Annotated in this window: 15 protein-coding genes; 7 read left to right on the top strand and 8 right to left on the bottom strand. The window is 61.7% G+C overall.

What is annotated here, in order from left to right:
* Nucleotides 1-194 precede the first annotated feature (194 nt).
* From AC1RS8_RS13850 to AC1RS8_RS13830, 5 genes are all read left to right on the top strand, one after another.
* The gene (locus tag AC1RS8_RS13850; protein ID WP_349735235.1) at nt 195-1,961 is read left to right on the top strand and encodes a sensor histidine kinase; all 1,767 of its coding nucleotides are present in this window, start codon (nt 195-197) and stop codon (nt 1,959-1,961) included.
* A complete protein-coding gene (locus AC1RS8_RS13845; RefSeq protein WP_057713486.1) occupies nt 1,955-3,289 on the top strand; it encodes a sigma-54-dependent transcriptional regulator in 1,335 nt (444 codons plus the stop codon). Before AC1RS8_RS13850 ends, AC1RS8_RS13845 begins: the two co-directional genes overlap by 7 nt.
* Before the next feature lie 298 nt (nt 3,290-3,587).
* Nucleotides 3,588-4,907, top strand: coding sequence for an MFS transporter (locus tag AC1RS8_RS13840; protein ID WP_057713485.1), 1,320 nt, complete (start codon nt 3,588-3,590; stop codon nt 4,905-4,907).
* Nucleotides 4,908-5,343: 436 nt separating this feature from the next.
* Nucleotides 5,344-5,577, top strand: coding sequence for a hypothetical protein (locus tag AC1RS8_RS13835; RefSeq protein WP_090457481.1), 234 nt, complete (start codon nt 5,344-5,346; stop codon nt 5,575-5,577).
* A gap of 194 nt (nt 5,578-5,771) precedes the next feature.
* Nucleotides 5,772-6,401, top strand: coding sequence for a flavin reductase family protein (locus AC1RS8_RS13830; protein WP_489339151.1), 630 nt, complete (start codon nt 5,772-5,774; stop codon nt 6,399-6,401).
* Here the strand turns inward: AC1RS8_RS13830 and AC1RS8_RS13825 are convergent, their stop codons facing one another.
* Together AC1RS8_RS13825 and AC1RS8_RS13820 are read right to left on the bottom strand one after the other, a co-directional pair.
* Nucleotides 6,402-6,632 carry a hypothetical protein gene (locus tag AC1RS8_RS13825; RefSeq protein ID WP_150813329.1) on the bottom strand — a complete coding sequence of 77 codons (231 nt, stop codon included), beginning with the start codon at nt 6,630-6,632 and terminating at the stop codon, nt 6,402-6,404.
* A gap of 41 nt (nt 6,633-6,673) precedes the next feature.
* Entirely contained in the window at nt 6,674-7,027 is a 354-nt protein-coding gene (locus AC1RS8_RS13820) for a putative quinol monooxygenase (RefSeq protein WP_057713481.1), read from the bottom strand.
* Nucleotides 7,028-7,366: 339 nt separating this feature from the next.
* On the opposite strand from AC1RS8_RS13820, the gene AC1RS8_RS13815 reads away from it, so the two are divergent.
* Entirely contained in the window at nt 7,367-8,296 is a 930-nt protein-coding gene (locus AC1RS8_RS13815) for an AraC family transcriptional regulator (protein WP_090457485.1), read from the top strand.
* 129 nt (nt 8,297-8,425) lie between these two features.
* On the opposite strand, the gene AC1RS8_RS13810 is transcribed toward AC1RS8_RS13815, so the two are convergent.
* The 6 genes from AC1RS8_RS13810 to AC1RS8_RS13785 form a co-directional block, all read right to left on the bottom strand.
* Entirely contained in the window at nt 8,426-9,481 is a 1,056-nt protein-coding gene (locus tag AC1RS8_RS13810) for an ABC transporter ATP-binding protein (protein WP_057713479.1), read from the bottom strand.
* An 18-nt stretch (nt 9,482-9,499) separates the two neighbouring features.
* Nucleotides 9,500-10,348, bottom strand: a complete 849-nt coding sequence (locus AC1RS8_RS13805) for an ABC transporter permease (RefSeq protein WP_007978496.1) — start codon at nt 10,346-10,348, stop codon at nt 9,500-9,502.
* The gene (locus AC1RS8_RS13800) at nt 10,345-11,253 is read right to left on the bottom strand and encodes an ABC transporter permease (protein WP_057713477.1); all 909 of its coding nucleotides are present in this window, start codon (nt 11,251-11,253) and stop codon (nt 10,345-10,347) included. The genes AC1RS8_RS13805 and AC1RS8_RS13800 overlap by 4 nt, the downstream gene beginning before the upstream one ends.
* Nucleotides 11,254-11,448: 195 nt before the next feature.
* Nucleotides 11,449-12,552, bottom strand: a complete 1,104-nt coding sequence (locus AC1RS8_RS13795; protein ID WP_057713476.1) for an extracellular solute-binding protein — start codon at nt 12,550-12,552, stop codon at nt 11,449-11,451.
* Between the two features lie 304 nt (nt 12,553-12,856).
* Nucleotides 12,857-14,305 (bottom strand): aldehyde dehydrogenase family protein, encoded by a 1,449-nt coding sequence (locus AC1RS8_RS13790; protein ID WP_489339153.1) that lies wholly within the window; start codon nt 14,303-14,305, stop codon nt 12,857-12,859.
* Entirely contained in the window at nt 14,302-15,939 is a 1,638-nt protein-coding gene (locus AC1RS8_RS13785) for a 5-guanidino-2-oxopentanoate decarboxylase (RefSeq protein WP_057713474.1), read from the bottom strand. The genes AC1RS8_RS13790 and AC1RS8_RS13785 overlap by 4 nt, the downstream gene beginning before the upstream one ends.
* 159 nt (nt 15,940-16,098) lie before the next feature.
* Between AC1RS8_RS13785 and AC1RS8_RS13780 the strand changes: the two genes are divergently transcribed.
* Complete coding sequence (locus AC1RS8_RS13780; RefSeq protein ID WP_102671197.1) at nt 16,099-16,980, top strand: LysR substrate-binding domain-containing protein; 882 nt, start codon at nt 16,099-16,101, stop codon at nt 16,978-16,980.
* Nucleotides 16,981-17,080 lie beyond the last annotated feature (100 nt).

The raw sequence follows: 17,080 nt of genomic DNA, 5'->3' as shown, positions 1-17,080 counted from the left end.
ATCCCTGTCGCCTTTTTTATTGCCAAGCCATACCCCTGCAGGAGCGAGCCCGCTCGCGAAGGACGCATGGACGACACGGGCTGAATGGTGCCCCGCGTTATCGTTGACTTCCATCGCGAGCAGGCTCGCTCCTACAAGGGCCAAGTCGCTCATGTTATCGTGCGACCCCTCCGTATTCCTTGTGTAAGCCCTGCATGTTTGAGTCATCTCGATCCCTGCGCCTGGCGCTCTATACCGTATTGATCATTGCCGGTGCTGCCATCGCGGCCACCCTGGCTATGCGCCACACCGTGCGCCAGTCAATGGTCGAAGACGCGGCTCGCGCCAATCAGCAACTGGCGCTGTATGCCACGTCCCTGCATACCCTGATCGAACGTTACCGCGCCCTGCCCGCGGTGCTGGCGCTGGACCCGGAGCTGCGCTCGGCGCTCAAGGGGGCGGTGAGCCCCGAACAGCAGGACGCATTGAACCGCAAACTGGAAAAAATCAACGGCGCCGCCCAATCATCGACCCTGGAACTGCTCGATCACACCGGCCTCGCCGTGGCGGCGAGCAACTGGCGTTTGCCCAGCAGTTATGTCGGCCACAACTACGGTTTCCGTCCCTATTTCAACCAGACCCGCACCCAGGGCACCGGGCGCTTTTACGCCGTGGGGGTGACCAGCGGAATTCCCGGCTACTTCCTCTCCAGCGCGGTCAGCGATGACGATGGCCAGTTCCTCGGCGCCATGGTGGTGAAACTGGAGTTCCCCGAACTGGAACGCGAGTGGCGCCAGGGCAGCGACACACTGCTGGTCAGCGACGCACGTGGAATAATCTTCATCGCCAACCAGCCGGGCTGGCGCTATCGCCTGCTCAAGCCGCTGAGCGACAGCGATCATGCCGAACTCAAGACCACCCGCCAGTACGACAAGCAGCCGCTGACGCCGCTTGAATTTCAATCGTTGCGGCGCTTCGACGATAACAGTGACCTGGCTCGGGTCGACGGCCCCGACGGCAAGGCGGATTACCTGTGGGAATCCCTGCCGCTGAATACCGAGGGCTGGACCCTGCACCTGCTGCGGCGCCCACAAGTCGCCTTCGAAGACAGCCGCAACGCCGCCCTCGCCGCGGCCGGGCTATGGCTGACCCTGGTATTCCTGCTGCTGTTTCTCAACCAGCGCTGGCGCCTGGCCAAACTGCGTCAGCGCAGTCGCGAAGAACTCGAACAGCTTGTAGAAGAGCGTACCCGCGACCTGCGCACCGCCCAGGAAGGTCTGGTGCAGTCGGCCAAACTCGCTGCGCTGGGGCAGATGTCCGCCGCCCTGGCCCATGAGATCAACCAGCCGCTCACCGCCCAGCGCATGCAGCTGGCGACCTTGCGCCTGCTGCTCGACAACGGCCGCGTCGACGACGCCTACAAGGCGCTCAAGCCGGTGGATGAAATGCTCACCCGCATGGCGGCCCTCACCGGCCACCTGAAAACCTTCGCCCGCAAGAGCCCCAGCGGTTTGCGCGAACGCCTGGACCTGGCGGCGGTGGTGGATCAGTCGCTGCAACTGCTCGACACCCGGCTGCGCGACGAACAGGTCAGCACCGTGCTGCATCTGACCCGCCCGGCCTGGGTGCGTGGCGATGCGATTCGCCTGGAACAGGTGCTGATCAATCTGCTGCGCAATGCCCTCGATGCAATGCAGGACAAGCCCTGCAAACGCCTGGAAATCCGCCTCGAAGCCGACGAACAACTATGGCGCCTGAGTGTGATCGACAACGGCGGCGGTATCGCCGAAGAGAACCTGTCCAAGGTCTTCGATCCGTTCTTCACCACCAAACCGGTGGGCGATGGCCTGGGGATCGGTTTGGCCGTATCGTTTGCCATCGTTCACGAATCCGGCGGGCGCTTGAGTGCCGACAATCATGACAAAGGTGCCGTGTTCACCGTGACCTTGCCCATCGACCTGGAGGTGCATGAACCATGCTGAACTCAGTGATCGTGGTCGACGACGAAAGCAGCATCCGCAGTGCCGTCGAGCAATGGTTGAGCCTGTCGGGTTTCGAGGTACAGTTGTTCAGTCGCGCCGATGAATGCCTGGCGCAATTGCCCAGGCATTTTGCCGGGGTGATTCTCAGCGATGTGCGCATGCCCGGCATGACCGGCCTCGAACTGCTGGCCGAGGTGCAGCGCCGGGATGCCGATTTGCCGGTGATCCTGCTGACCGGTCACGGCGATGTACCGATGGCCGTCGAAGCCATGCGCGACGGCGCCTACGACTTCCTCGAAAAACCCTTCAGCCCGGAAACCCTGCTCGGCAGCCTGCGCCGCGCCCTCGACAAACGCCGGCTGGTGCTGGAAAACCGCGCGCTGCACGAACAGGCGGACAACCGCGCCAAACTGGATGCCACGCTGCTCGGCGTGTCCCGGGGTCTGCAGACCCTGCGTCGGCAAGTTTTGGACCTGGCAGCACTGCCGGTCAACGTGCTGATTCGCGGCGAAACCGGTAGCGGCAAGGAACTGGTCGCGCGTTGCCTGCACGACTTCGGGCCGCGGGCCGACAAGCCCTTTGTCGCACTCAACTGCGCGGCCATCCCCGAGCAATTGTTCGAGGCCGAGCTGTTCGGTCACGAAAGCGGCGCGTTCACCGGGGCGTCCGGCAAGCGCATCGGCAAGCTCGAATACGCCGACGGCGGCACACTGTTTCTCGATGAAATCGAAAGCATGCCGTTGGCCCAGCAGGTGAAACTGCTGCGGGTGTTGCAGGAGCAAAAGCTTGAACGGCTGGGCTCGAACCAGAGTATCCGCGTGGATTTGCGCATCATTGCCGCGACCAAGCCGGACCTGCTCGACGAAGCGCGGGCCGGACGCTTTCGCGAAGACCTGGCCTATCGCTTGAACGTCGCTGAGCTACGCCTGCCGCCCTTGCGCGAACGCCGTGAAGACATACCCCTGCTGTTTGAATCCTTTGCCCAAAACGCCGCCGAACGCCTGGGACGCAAATTTCCACCGTTGAGCGGCGCCCAGTTGAGTCATCTGCTGAGCCACGACTGGCCAGGCAACGTGCGCGAATTGGCGAATGTCGCCGAGCGTCAGGTATTGGGGCTCGGTGAACCGGAGCCCTTGGGCATCGAGCCCGGCCAGTCACTGGCGGCTCAGCAGGAGGCGTTCGAAGCGCAATGCCTGCGTGCGGCATTGACCCGGCACAAGGGCGATGTGAAAGCGGTGCTCGAAGAACTGCAACTGCCACGCCGGACCTTCAATGAAAAGATGCAGCGGCATGGGTTGAGCCGGGAGATGTTTTTGCCCGAGGCCTGATTTTTGTGGTGTCTGCCCTGGCCCCATCGCGAGCAAGCTCGCTCCCACAGTGGATCTGTATACGCCAAACATTGTGGGAGCGAGCTTGCTCGCGATGAGGCCTGTACAGGCAAAGCAACCAACAAAGCCGTAAGCAATTTTCCGCCCATCACCTGCCGCGAATAAGCGGATTTCCGCTCACCGAAACACTCTACCCCCTCTAAACCGGCCCTCTCCCCGTTGGCACAGCTCCTGCTATAGCCCTGGCAGGCTGCGTTTCATCGCGCTCCACAAAAACAATTAAATGAAGGATCCTTCAATGGATAACTCCAACTCCCTGCCGCTTGGGTCGGCTGCCGCGCCGGCCAAAGAAAGAACCACTTCCAGCCGCATCAAGTCGATCTTCAGCGGTTCCGTTGGCAACATGGTCGAGTGGTACGACTGGTACGTCTACGCCGCCTTCTCCCTGTACTTCGCCAAGACCTTCTTCCCCAAAGGCGACACCACCGCCCAACTGCTCAACACCGCCGCGATCTTCGCCGTGGGCTTCCTGATGCGTCCGATCGGTGGCTGGCTGATGGGTCTGTATGCCGACAAGGTCGGGCGCAAAAAGGCCCTGATGGCCTCGGTGTACCTGATGTGCTTTGGCTCGCTGCTGATTGCCCTGAGCCCGGGTTATGAAGTCATCGGCATCGGCGCGCCGATCCTGCTGGTGTTCGCGCGCTTGCTGCAAGGCCTGTCGGTGGGTGGCGAATACGGCACCTCCGCCACTTACCTCAGCGAGATGGCGACCAAGGAGCGTCGCGGCTTCTACTCCAGCTTCCAGTACGTGACCCTGATCTCCGGCCAGCTCATCGCTTTGGCGGTGCTGATTGTCCTGCAGAACTTCCTGACCACCGAGGAGCTCTACGCCTGGGGCTGGCGCATCCCGTTCGCCATCGGCGCGCTGTGTGCCGTGGTTGCGCTGTACCTGCGTCGTGGCATGGAAGAAACCGAGTCCTTCACCAAGAAAGAAAAAGCCAAGGAAAGCGCGATGCGCACCTTGATGCGCCACCCCAAGGAATTGATGACCGTGGTCGGCCTGACCATGGGCGGTACGTTGGCGTTCTACACCTACACCACCTACATGCAGAAATACCTGGTGAATACCGTCGGTATGAGCATTTCCGACTCCACCACCATTTCCGCTGCCACGTTGTTCCTGTTCATGTGCCTGCAACCGATCATCGGCGGGCTGTCGGATAAAATCGGTCGTCGGCCGATCCTGATTGCCTTCGGTATCCTGGGTACGCTGTTCACCGTACCGATCCTGACCACCCTGCACACCATTACGACCTGGTGGGGCGCGTTCTTCCTGATCATGGCGGCGCTGATCATCGTCAGCGGCTACACCTCGATCAACGCCGTGGTGAAAGCCGAACTGTTCCCGACCGAGATCCGCGCCCTGGGCGTGGGCCTGCCGTACGCACTGACCGTATCGATCTTCGGCGGCACCGCCGAATACATCGCGCTGTGGTTCAAGAGCATCGGCATGGAGACGGGTTACTACTGGTATGTCACCGCGTGTATTGCCGTGTCGTTGCTGGTGTACATCACCATGAAAGACACCCGCAAGCATTCGCGGATCGTCACTGACTGACAGACGTCAGGCAGTTACCGCAAGGGTGACTGCCAAGGCCCCTTCGCGAGCAGGCTCGCTCCCACAGGTTGACCGCGTACCCCAGGAGGAATGCGGTCCAATGTGGGAGCGAGCCTGCTCGCGATAGGCGCAACTCGGTCTATCAGGGCAACTGCGCCCCCTCGCGCTTGCCGAACCTGTTCTCCACAGGCTTCATGAAAAATCCGTCACCCAGGTAAAAGAGCCGATTAATCACGCGTTAATGCTCGCCGCCCAACCTTTAACGGCCTGATCGATTCATTGCGATGCGCTCACTCAGTCCTTGAAAGCGAAAAAGCCTGACGGCCTTAACATCCAATTAATCGATAGGTAGCAGGATTTAATTGCGAAAATTAATCGATATATCTGGCGTCTTGGCTTTTTTCCACTAAACGCCAACGAGACGGGAGTCACTACCATGAAGACCAAACTGATCCTTGCCCTGGCCCTTTCCGTACTGGCCGCCAACACGTTCGCCGCCGATGGCTACGACAAAACCGGCTCGGCCTCTTACGGCTCCGGCGCCAGCGCCGCCATCGAACGCAGCCACTCGGGCACCTATGCTTCTGACGGCTTCGATAAAACCGGTAGCGCGGACGCTATCGCTGCCGACGGTTTCGACAAAACCGGTAGCGCTGAAGCTATCGGCTGATCCGGCTTCAAAACCTGTAGGAGCGAGCTTGCTCGCGATGGACTCAAGCACGCCGCGTTCAGCCAGGGAACACGCGTAATCGTTAACGACCATCGCGAGCAAGCTCGCTCCTACAGGGGGTGAGGTCGGGCTGGAAATCTGCGGCGCGTGCTTGCACCATGAGCGCCTCCAGCCCGCTCCGGAAATTCTCTCCTATGCCTGACGACATCCACTTCTACGAACCCGCCAACGGCCACGGCCTGCCCCACGATCCGTTCAACGCTATCGTCGGCCCGCGCCCCATTGGCTGGATCTCTTCACAGGATGCCAAGGGCCACCTGAACCTGGCGCCCTACAGCTTCTTCAACGCCTTCAACTACATTCCGCCGATCATTGGGTTTTCCAGCGTCGGGCGCAAAGACAGCCTGAACAACATCGAACAGACCGGCGAGTTCGCCTGGAACCTGGCCACGCGGCCGCTGGCCGAGCAGATGAACCAGAGCTGCGCCATGGTCGGGCCTGAGGTCAACGAATTCGAACTGGCCGGACTGACGACCGCTGCCTCGAAGGTCATTCAGGTGCCACGGGTCGCCGAGAGCCCGGTGTCCTTCGAGTGCAAGGTCACGCAGATCATTCAGTTGCAACGGGCGGACGGCAACGTGGTGCCGAGCTGGCTGATCCTCGGCGAAGTGGTCGCCGTGCATATCGCCAAATGGCTGTTGAAGGACGGGGTATACGACACCGCCGCGGCAGAACCGATTCTGCGCGGCGGCGGGCCGGCGGATTATTTCCAGCTGGGGCCTGAGGCGTTGTTCAAGATGTACCGCCCGGGGGCGGTGAAGTGATCACCAGAGCAGGTCGGCGTCTTCTTTGACGTCCTTGAGGTGGGTCAGCTCTTTGGCTGCTGCCAGGTCGGCGTCATGGGCGGTCTTGAAGATCTGCCCTTCCAGCACTTTGTGAAAACGCGGGGCGCCGGAACCACCCAGCGCTTTGACGGCGATAGCGGCGTGGTAACCACCCTCGCCCGGTACTACAGCGGAAACAGCTTCGAAGTGTTCAAAGGCTTTACGTGCCATGTCGCGAATCCTGGCTGGTTGAGAATGCCGTCATTAAACCCTCAACCGGCCAGTTTGTGTACCGCCACTGCGGACTGACCCAGGGCCTGCGCCGCCGAGACATCCTTGAAGGTGTGGAAATCCAGACTGTTGACCACCAGCTCCTGCACCAGCTCGGCAAAAATCTCCATCGCCGGCGTGCTGAAGTACGCGGTCATGGCCTGTTGATTGCTCCAGAAACCGGACACCAGCCACAGCTCCGGATCGCATTGCGAATGCTGCAAGGCAAAGCTCAGGCAGCCTGGCGCTGCGCGGGACGGTTCGATCAGGGCGCTGAGGCGCACACCGAGTTCCTCCGAGCGCCCGGCGCGCGCTCGAACGAAGGCCATATGACTGACGGGGATCTGCGTGGACATGTTCAACCCTCCCGGGGAGTCGCGTGGCAGCCGGGGGACGGGCTGCGACAGGATCAAAGGTTAAGGGCCGCGATGCCTGTCTCGTTAGTCGATTCCTGCCGGCGCGTTGCACAATCCTGCGAAACTTCATCGCCAGCCTGTAACAAGCTGTAAAACCCTGTCACGGTTCTGCCATACGAGTTTCAAGCAAGTTCTTGCGGCACAAGGCTCTATTGGCTACACCGCCGGTCGCCCCCAGGCAGAATCAGGCAAGCATCCGGCAGGATGTGTCTACCGCTGTCGCTTGCACAAACTTATGCTCTGCACCACTCCCTTCATGCCTTGCCGAGGATGCCTCGCATGTCGTCGCTCGATCACTTTCAAGCCCCGCTGGACACCGACATGGAAAAGCAGCGCGCGGAACTGGCGGCCATCATCCGCCGCAACACCGCCGAAGATGGCAGTTATGCCACGGCCATCGGCTCGCTGTTCATGTCCCGCCACAGCCAGTCCCACGAGTTCGCCCCGGTGCTCGCGCAACCGGCGCTGTGCATCATGGCCCAGGGACGCAAGGAAGTTCAGCTGGCCAACGAATACTTCAACTACGACCCGCTGAACTACCTGGTGGTCTCGGTCTCGATGCCGCTCAGTGGACGAGTGGTGGATGTCTCGCCTGAGGAACCGATCCTGGCCTTGCGCCTGGACATCGACCCGACGGAAATCACCGCACTGATCGCTGACGCCGGCCCCCTCGGCGTGCCCACCCGGCCGACCGGGCGCGGGCTGTATGTCGAAAAACTCGACACCGCGATGCTCGACGCCGTGCTGCGCCTGGCACGGTTACTGGACACGCCAAAAGACATCGCCATGCTCGCGCCGCTGATTCGCCGGGAGATCCTCTATCGCCTGTTGCGCAGTAAACAGGGGCATCGGCTGTACGAAATCGCCATCGCCAACAGTCAGAGCCATCGCATCAGCCAGGCGATCAAATGGCTCAACGGCAATTTCGAACAGCCGTTGCGCATTGATGAATTGGCCAAGGAAGTGAACCTGAGCGTGTCGACGCTGCATCACCGCTTCAAGGCGATGACGGCGATGAGTCCGTTGCAGTATCAGAAGCAGTTGCGCCTGCAGGAAGCACGGCGGCTGATGCTCGCCGAAGGGCTGGAGGCTTCGGCGGCGGGCTATCGGGTCGGGTATGAAAGTCCGTCGCAGTTCAGCCGAGAGTACAGCCGGTTGTTCGGGGCGCCGCCGTTGCGGGATCTGGCGCGGTTGCGGTTGTCAGTCTGATCCAGAATTTGTGTTGGTTGTGCCGACCCCATCGCGAGCAAGCTCGCTCCCACAGGGTCCGGTGTACACCGATAGTGTGGGAGCGAGCTTGCTCGCGATGAGGCCAGCGAGGCCAATATCAAATCCGGATCAGGCGCCCAGTACCCGGCATGCCTCCACCGGCAAGGTCACCGACACCGGATGACCAACGCTCAGGCCAAAGCCCTGACATGGCGTGCTCAGCGCGGTAAACGACACCCCGGAACACTCCACCGTGGTCTCGATGGTCGCGCCGATATCGCGCACGAACGTCACCTTGCCCAGCAAGCGGTTGCCCGCGGTCGCCTGGGGTGCGGACAGTTGCAGGTCTTCCGGGCGAATCAGCATCTTCACCTTTTCACCGACCACGATGCTGCTGCAGATCGGTACTTGCAGCGCATCGCCGCCCGGCAAACTGACCTTGCCGTTACCCAGCACCGTGGCCGGGAAGATGTTGCCCGAGCCGATGAAGTCCGCGACGAACTCGTTGGCCGGGTGGCGATAGATCTCGATCGGCGTGCCTACCTGCTGCACCTTGTGCTCACCCAATACGACCACGATATCGGCCATGGTCATGGCCTCGCGCTGGTCGTGGGTCACCATGATGGTGGTGATGTTCAGGCGTTGTTGCAGTTGGCGGATTTCCACCTGCATCGACTCACGCAGCTTGGCATCCAGCGCTGACAGAGGTTCGTCGAGCAGGAGGATTTTCGGGTGATTGGCAATCGCCCGGGCAATCGCCACGCGCTGGCGTTGGCCGCCGGACAGCTTGGCCACCGGACGATTGATCATCGCTTGCAGCTGGATCAGTTCCAGCAATTCCACCACCCGCGCCTGCTGGTCAGCCTTGCTGACCCCGCGCAGTTTCAGCGGATAGGCGATGTTCTCCCCCACCGTCATGTGCGGGAACAGCGCCAGCGACTGGAACACCATGCCGAAATTACGCAGATGCGCCGGGGTGTGGCCGATGTCCTCACCGTCCAGGCGAATCTCGCCACCGCTCAGGGTTTCAAGGCCGGCAATCATGCGCAGCAAGGTGGTTTTGCCACAGCCCGAAGGACCGAGGAAACACACCAGTTTGCCCTCGGGCAAATGCAGGTTTACATCCTTTACCGCGCAGGCCGAGCCGTAATGTTTCTCGACGTTTTCCAGAATCAGACCAGACATAAGAATCACCTCAAGAAATCAGAACGAAACGCCACCTTCACCAACCAGCTTCTCCAGCGCCCAGATGAGGACGAAGTCGATCAGCACGATCAGCACGGCAAACGAAAATACGGTTGGGTCGAGCGAAGACACGGTGCGGCTGTACATCCAGATCGGCACGGTCATGACGTCGATGGTGTAGAGGAAATAGGTCACGGTGAATTCGTTGAACGAGACGATGAACGCCAGCAGCATGCCCGCCAGGATCCCCGACTTCATCAACGGCACCACCACATCGACAATCGCCCGCAGCGGTGAAGCACCGAGCATTTGCGCGGCCTCTTCGACTTCGCTGCCGATGGAGAGCATCGCCGCCGTGCAGTTCTTCACCACGAATGGCAACGCGAGGATCACGTGGGCAATCACCAGGCGCGAGGTGGTCATGTGGAACGGCAGGCTGTCGAACACCAGCAGCAACGCCAGGCCCAGCACCACCATCGGAAACACCAGCGGCAACGACATCAGTTGCAGCGCCACCGCCTTGCCGCGGAACTCGCAACGGGTCAGCGCGTAGGCCGCCGGCACCGCGATGATCGTGGCGAAAATCATGGTCAGGCACGACACCAGCAGGCTGGTAGACATGGCCTGGCCGAGGCTCAGGACGTCACTGGCATCCGGCGACACGAAGGTGTGCCAGGCGGCCTTGTACCATTGCAGGCTGTAGCTGCTCGGCGGGAAGTCGAGGTTCGACGCGCCGCTGAACGACATGACGATCATGGTCAGGATCGGCAGTACCGCCAGCAGCAGGATGAAGCCGGAAAGGATGCCGGCAAACTTGCCGGTCTCGCCGGGCAACAGCCCATAACGCTTTTTGGTCAGGGTGCTCATTGGGAAGCCTCCAGCATGCGCCGACGACGGCCAGTGATGTATTCGGACAAGGTCATGATCGCGAGGGTGGTGACGATCAGCACCACGCCGGCAGCGGATGCGGCGGGCCAGTTCATCAGCGGGGCGATCTGGTCATGCACCATCACCGCCAGCATCGGCACGCGCCGACCTCCGAGCAGCAAGGGCACCACGAAACTGCTGGCGTTGTAGGCGAACACCAGGGTCGCACCGGTAATGATCCCCGGCAGACTCATCGGCAATACCACCTGGCGGAACACCTGGAAGCGACTGGCGCCCAGGGTGGCGGCAGCTTCTTCGTAGCTGCGGGCGACACCGCGCATGGCGCTGGCAATCGGCAACACGGCCAGCGGGAAGGCGGTTTGCACCAAGCCCATCAACACGCCGTTCTGGTTGTACAACAGCATGATCGGGCGCTTGATCAGGCCCAGGCCCATCAGTGCCTGGTTGAGCATGCCGCCAGGGCCGAGGATCACCAGCCAGCCGTAGCTTTGCAGCAGCAGGTTGACCAGCAATGGCAGCAACACCGCCGCCAGGAAGATCCGTCGCACGAACGGCGAGGTCAGGCGCGACATGGTGTAGGCCACCGGGATCGCCAGAATCACTGCGATCACCGCGCTGATCAGCGCCAGGCGCAGGGTCAGCATCAGCGACTTGAGGTAATAGGGTTCCAGCAACTGGGCGTAACTGGCCAGGCTGAACCCGGACCATTCCGCGCCTTTGGTGCCCACGCTCATGCGCAGTACCAGCAGGCTCGCGGCAATCAAAACGCCGAGAAACAGCATCGACGGCGTGAGGAAAAGCCAGGCGCGCGCGGTCGGCGAAACACCCCGAGCGGCGCGCACGGGGGCGGCACTCAGCGGATGAGTCAGAGGTTGGTGTTCCATAGCAAAGGGTCTCGTCAATGGACAGCAGCTGACAAACACAAGCCTCAAGGTCACTTTGCCCCCTTGTGGGAGCGAGCTTGCTCGCGATGACTGCTTGTCAGTCGCCAATGATGTCGACTGACACTCCGATATCGCGAGCAAGCTCGCTCCCACAGGGGATCTTCAGTGTTTGAAGATCCTGTGTACGTCACTCGATCAGGAAGAAAAGATTTCCGTGTAACGACGAATCCATTGGTCATGCACGCTGGCCAGGAAGGCGTTGTCGTGCATGATCGCCTTCTCGGCAATCTGCTCCGGCGTGAGGATGTACGGGCTCTTGCGTGCTTCGGCGGAAATGATCGCCTTGGCGTTGACCGGGCCGTTGTAGATGTCTTCAGCCATCTTGCCCTGCACCAGCGGGTCCAGAGAGTGGTTGATGAAGGCGTAGGCCATGTCGGTATCGCCCGGACGGTTCTTCGGCATCACCGACAGCATCAGGTCGGTGTAGAAACCTTCCTTCATGCCGAATGTGGCGCCCAGGCCGTAGTTCGGATCGCGGATCTGTTTCGGGAAGAAGGCTGGCGCGTACAGGCCGCCCATGTCCAGGGAACCGGTGCGGAACAGTTCGGCGATCTGGTTCGGGTTTTCACCCAGGGTCACCACACGATCCTTCAGCTCGGCGAGCTTCTTGAAGCCAGGCTCGATGTTGTGTTCGTCACCACCGGCCAGTTTGGCGGCGATGATGATCAGGTCCATGGCCTCGGTCCAGTTCGGCGGCGGCAGGAAGATGTTCGGCGCCGCGTCGGCATCCCACAGGGAGGCGTAGCTGGTCGGGGCTTCTTTCTGGGTGCGGGTGCTGTAGACCAGGCTGTTGCACCACAGCAGGTAACCGATACCGTGGCCATTGGCGCCGGTGCGGTATTTCTCCGGTACATCGACGAGGTTGGGAATGCGGTTGAGGTCGGGTTTTTCCAGCAGGTTGGCGGCGGCCAGACCTTCGGCGCCAACGCCTGCCAGGGTGATGATGTCGTACTGCGGACGATCACCGCCGGCCTTGAGTTTGGCGACCATTTCCGAGGTACTGCCGGTGCGGTCAGCGATGACCTTGCAGCCGTACTTGTCTTCGAACGTCGCGGCGATGTTGCGCAGTGCGGCCAGGCCGGTGTCATCGGACCAGGTCAGCAGACGAAGGGTCTTGCCGGCAAAGCGTGTGTCGCTGGCATTGGCCTTGATGAACGGCATGCTCATGGCTGCCGCTGCAACCGAGGCTACGCCCACGGTCTTGATGAATTGACGTCTGTTCAGATCATGCTCGCCCATTACGGACTCCCTTTGTTTTTGTAGGTATAAGGCAGGTCGAAACTGTTGCATCCGCGCGACCGGACCAGCGTTAGCCCTCGTATTTTCGGGGGCTTGGCTGAGCCGGCAAGTTCATCCTGAGGTCGCGTAAAACACCTGACTATCGATAAAAACTCATTGAAGCCATGACGCCAGCGCATGCCTCCTTTTCCTTGTGGGAGCGAGCTTGCTCGCGATGGACGTCAACAATAATGCGGGGCATCAGACAGCCCGTGTCGTCCATGCGTCCATCGCGAGCAAGCTCGCTCCTACACAGTGCCAGGCGTCAGACGGCCCGGATCACGTGTTTGATTTCCTGGAAAGCCTGCAAGCCCCATGGCCCCAATTCGCGGCCGATGCTGCTCTGCTTGTAGCCGCCCCAGGCGGTCTGCGGGAAGATCACCTGCGGCGCGTTGATCCACACAAGCCCCGCCTGCAAAGCATTGGCAACGCGGTCAGCGGTCTGTGCATTGCGCGTCACCACACTGGCGACCAGGCCAAACTGGCTGTCGTTGGCCAGGGCAATCGCTTCGGCCTCGGAGGCGAAACGGCGCACGCAGATCACCGGGCCGAAAATCTCTTCATTCCACAACGCACTGTCGAGGGGCACGTCGGTGAACACCGTCGGCTGCAAAAAATATCCGCGCGGCAGGTCGGCCGGGCGATTGCCACCGCAAACCAGCTTGGCACCGGCACTCAAACCGCGATCGATGTGACCGAGCACGCGCTGGTATTGCGCCTGATTGACCAGCGCGCCCATTTCCACGTTCGGGTCAAACGGGTCGGCCACGCGGATGGCTTCGGCACGGGCCTTCACTCGGTTCAGGAATTCATCGGCCAGTTCATCGGCGACCAGCACGCGGCTGGTGGCAGAGCACATCTGCCCCGCGTTGAAGAAACCACCGCCACAGGCCACTTCCACCGCCAGTTCGAGATCGGCATCGGCCAGCACCAACAGCGAAGATTTGCCGCCCAGCTCCAGGCTCACGCCTTTGACGGTTTCCGCCGCCCGTTGCATGACCTGCACGCCAACGGCATTGCTGCCGGTGAACGACACCTTGGCGATGCGCGGATCTGCCGACAGCGGAGCGCCAACGGCCAGGCCGGTGCCGCACACAAGGTTAAAGACACCCGCCGGCACACCGGCATGAGCGATGATCGCGGCCAGTTCCAGTTCCGGCAGCGGCGTCACTTCCGAAGGCTTGAGCACCACGCAGCAACCGGCGGCCAGGGCTGGGGCGAGTTTCCATGCGGTGGTGACCATCGGAAAATTCCACGGCACGATCAGGCCGACCACACCGCACGGCTCGCGGCGCAGGCGAGCGCTGAAGTCGTCGGTCGGCAGCTCTACCGCGCTGTCTTGTTTGGCATCCAGGCCTTCGGCCAGACCGGCGTAATACTCGAACGTGGCGATCACGTCATCGACGTCGATCGCGGCTTCGAACTGCGGTTTGCCGTTGTTGCTCGACTGCAAGTGCATCAGTTTTTCACGGTTGGCCTGCACGCCCGTGGCGATTTTGCGCAGGATCGCACCGCGTTCGGCGCCCGTGGTTTTCGACCAGTCGGCGAATGCCTGGGTCGCTGCGTTCACGGCTTGATCAACCGCGCGTTCGTCGCCGCCATTGACGGTGGTCAACAGGGCTTCGGTCGCCGGGTTGATCACCCGCAGGTGTTCGTTGCCGGCCGACCATTGGCCGTTGATGTACAGGCCATCCAGAGTCGTCGGGAAGCTCATTTCGACACCGCCTGCATCCACTGGGTCTGGTCGATTTCAATCAGGGTCGGGCCCTGGCGATCGGTAGCCACCCGCAATGCGCCGCGCAATTGCTCGACACTGCTGACCGCTTCGGCGGCGCAACCCAATGCCTTGGCCACACCGATGAAGTCCGGGGTGTAGATATCCACGCCCACCGGCTCGATGGCGCGGTTGACCATGTATTTCTTGATCTCTTCGTAGCCCTGGTTATTCCACAGCAGCACGATGACCGGGGTGCGCGCTTCAACGGCACTGGCCAGTTCCGGCAAGGTGAACTGCAGGCCACCGTCGCCGATCAGGCACACCACCGGAGGACGCGCGCCACCTTCGATGCGGCCCCCCAGCCAGGCGCCAATCGCCGCCGGCAAGGCGTAGCCGAGGGTGCCGTAACCGGTGGACGAGTTGAACCAGCGACGCGGACGCTCCGGGTTGAACGTCAGGTTGCCGGTGTACACCGGCTGGGTCGAATCGCCGACGAACACCGCGTCCGGCAGTTCCTGCAGCACGGTTTCGAGGAAGCGGGTCTGGGCCAGGGTCGGTGCGTCCCAGGTTGCGGCCAGGTCTTCACGCAGACGGGCGGCACGTACTTGTCCCCAATCGTTGCGACGCTCGGCCAGGGATTTGTGCGACAGGGCACTGAGCAACGCCTGGGCGGCGTTGCGCGAGTCGGCCACCAGCGCCACGTGCGGCGGGTAGTTGCGTACGGTCTGGTCCGGGTCGATATCGACGCGCAGCAGCTTGCCAGGAATTTCGAAGCCACCGGCGAAGGTCACGTCGTAGTCGGTCTCGGCCAGTTCAGTGCCGATGGCCAGTACCACGTCGGCCTCGGCGACCAGCGCTCGGGTGGCGACCAGGCTCTGGGTCGAGCCGATCAGCAGCGGGTGGCCGGAAGCGAGCATGCCCTTGGCATTGATGGTCAGGGCGACCGGCGCGTCCAGCAGTTCAGCCAGCTCGGTCAGCTCGACGGCCGCGTCGATGGCGCCGCCACCGGCGAGAATCAGCGGACGCTTGGCGCCGGCCAGCAACTCGGCCATGCGCGACACGGCGCTCGGCGAAGCACCGGCGCGGTCGATATTGACCGGCAGGCTGGCGAGCAAGTCGTCGGCTTCTTCAACCAGAACATCCAGCGGAATTTCAATGTGTACCGGACGCGGACGGCCAGCCTGGAACAGTGCAAAGGCGCGAGCCAGCACACCCGGCAATTCCGACGCCGACATCAGGGTGTGGGAGAACGCCGCGACGCCGGCACACAGTGCGCCCTGGTTCGGCAGTTCATGCAGCTTGCCGCGACCGCCGCCCAACTGGCTGCGCGATTGCACGCTGGAGATCACCAGCATCGGGATCGAATCGGCGTAGGCCTGGCCCATGGCGGTGGTGATGTTGGTCATGCCAGGGCCGGTGATGATGAAGCACACACCCGGTTTGCCGCTGGTGCGGGCGTAGCCGTCGGCCATGAAGCCGGCGCCCTGTTCATGGCGCGGCGTGACGTGGTTGATGCTCGAACGGGCCAGCCCGCGATACAGCTCCACGGTGTGCACCCCTGGAATGCCGAACACCTGCTCGACCCCGTAGTTTTCGAGTAACTTGACCAATACTTCGCCGCACGTCGCCATGTCTTTGCCCTTTTTGTTCGTTTGAGACGCCGGGCGTGCGCTGTGTTTATGATGGATTCGCAGGCCCGGGAATGGCCTCATTGGAACGGGCGACAGGTAGCCGCAACAATGGATAAAAAGTCATACTAGCCATGTCCTCACGTCATACCTTGGATCCCAATGAAACGACTGCCTCCCCTGCCGGCGCTGCACACTTTTCTGATTACCGCGCAGTGCTGCAATTTCACCCGGGCCGCCGAACAGCTGCACATCACCCAGGGCGCGGTGAGTCGGCAGATCGCCGGGCTGGAAGATCATCTGGGTTATGAACTGTTCATCCGCCTGGCCCGAGGCCTGGACCTGACAGCCGAGGGACGGGAATGGCTGCCACGGGTCCAGCAGATTTTCGGCCTGATCGACGAGGCCGTTGAACAGATCGGCGAGAAGCGTGAAACCCTGCAACTCAAGGCACCGACCTGCGTGATGCGCTGGTTGCTGCCGCGTCTGTTGCAATGGCAAAGGGAACGCCCGGACGTGCCGGTGGAACTGACCACCACGGTCAAGCACGGGGTGGATTTTCATCGCGAGCAGTTCGATGCGGCGGTGATGTACGGCGCACCGCCGGATGATTCATTGATGTCGCAAAAACTCTTCGACGAACAACTCACGCCGGTGTGTTCCAGACCGATGCTCGAAGGCCCTATGCCCCTGCAAAATCCGGCCGATCTGCAACAACACCTGTTGCTGCATCCGACCCGCGATGAACGGGACTGGAAGGCCTGGTTGAAAGCCGCGAATGTGCATTTGACCAATGTCGGCAAGGGCCAGCACTTCGAAACACTGGACCTGGCGATGTCGATGGCGTCCCAGGGAACGGGTGTGGCGATTGGCGACTGGTCGCTGATCGGCGATGACCTGAACGCCGGGCGGCTGGTCATGCCATTCGATTTGAAGGTGACAACGGGGCTGGCGTATTACCTGGTGTTCCCGGAAAAACCCGGGCCTTCGCCGAAGTTGCGTGAATTGATGGGGTGGTTGGTGGAGCAGGCGCAATCGCGGTAAAACCGCAAAATCCTGGTGCACCACCCTGTGGGAGCGAGCTTGAACTGGTCAAGTAATCCCGGACACCGGTTACGGTGTTTATGCCGCTTTTTGCTCCATG

The sequence above is a fragment of the Pseudomonas sp. GW821-FHT12A04 genome (assembly GCF_058807755.1).
Note: the sequence above shows the minus strand (reverse complement) of the source record. Positions and strands in the feature narration are given on the sequence as shown.

Excerpts from the sequence above, each read along its gene's own strand:
- AC1RS8_RS13850 (WP_349735235.1), top strand. The coding sequence starts at position 195 with ATGTTTGAGTCATCTCGATCCCTGCGCCTGGCGCTCTATACCGTATTG.
- AC1RS8_RS13845 (WP_057713486.1), top strand. The coding sequence starts at position 1,955 with ATGCTGAACTCAGTGATCGTGGTCGACGACGAAAGCAGCATCCGCAGT.
- AC1RS8_RS13840 (WP_057713485.1), top strand. The coding sequence starts at position 3,588 with ATGGATAACTCCAACTCCCTGCCGCTTGGGTCGGCTGCCGCGCCGGCC.
- AC1RS8_RS13835 (WP_090457481.1), top strand. The coding sequence starts at position 5,344 with ATGAAGACCAAACTGATCCTTGCCCTGGCCCTTTCCGTACTGGCCGCC.
- AC1RS8_RS13830 (WP_489339151.1), top strand. The coding sequence starts at position 5,772 with ATGCCTGACGACATCCACTTCTACGAACCCGCCAACGGCCACGGCCTG.
- AC1RS8_RS13825 (WP_150813329.1), bottom strand. The coding sequence starts at position 6,632 with ATGGCACGTAAAGCCTTTGAACACTTCGAAGCTGTTTCCGCTGTAGTA.
- AC1RS8_RS13820 (WP_057713481.1), bottom strand. The coding sequence starts at position 7,027 with ATGTCCACGCAGATCCCCGTCAGTCATATGGCCTTCGTTCGAGCGCGC.
- AC1RS8_RS13815 (WP_090457485.1), top strand. The coding sequence starts at position 7,367 with ATGTCGTCGCTCGATCACTTTCAAGCCCCGCTGGACACCGACATGGAA.
- AC1RS8_RS13810 (WP_057713479.1), bottom strand. The coding sequence starts at position 9,481 with ATGTCTGGTCTGATTCTGGAAAACGTCGAGAAACATTACGGCTCGGCC.
- AC1RS8_RS13805 (WP_007978496.1), bottom strand. The coding sequence starts at position 10,348 with ATGAGCACCCTGACCAAAAAGCGTTATGGGCTGTTGCCCGGCGAGACC.
- AC1RS8_RS13800 (WP_057713477.1), bottom strand. The coding sequence starts at position 11,253 with ATGGAACACCAACCTCTGACTCATCCGCTGAGTGCCGCCCCCGTGCGC.
- AC1RS8_RS13795 (WP_057713476.1), bottom strand. The coding sequence starts at position 12,552 with ATGGGCGAGCATGATCTGAACAGACGTCAATTCATCAAGACCGTGGGC.
- AC1RS8_RS13790 (WP_489339153.1), bottom strand. The coding sequence starts at position 14,305 with ATGAGCTTCCCGACGACTCTGGATGGCCTGTACATCAACGGCCAATGG.
- AC1RS8_RS13785 (WP_057713474.1), bottom strand. The coding sequence starts at position 15,939 with ATGGCGACGTGCGGCGAAGTATTGGTCAAGTTACTCGAAAACTACGGG.
- AC1RS8_RS13780 (WP_102671197.1), top strand. The coding sequence starts at position 16,099 with ATGAAACGACTGCCTCCCCTGCCGGCGCTGCACACTTTTCTGATTACC.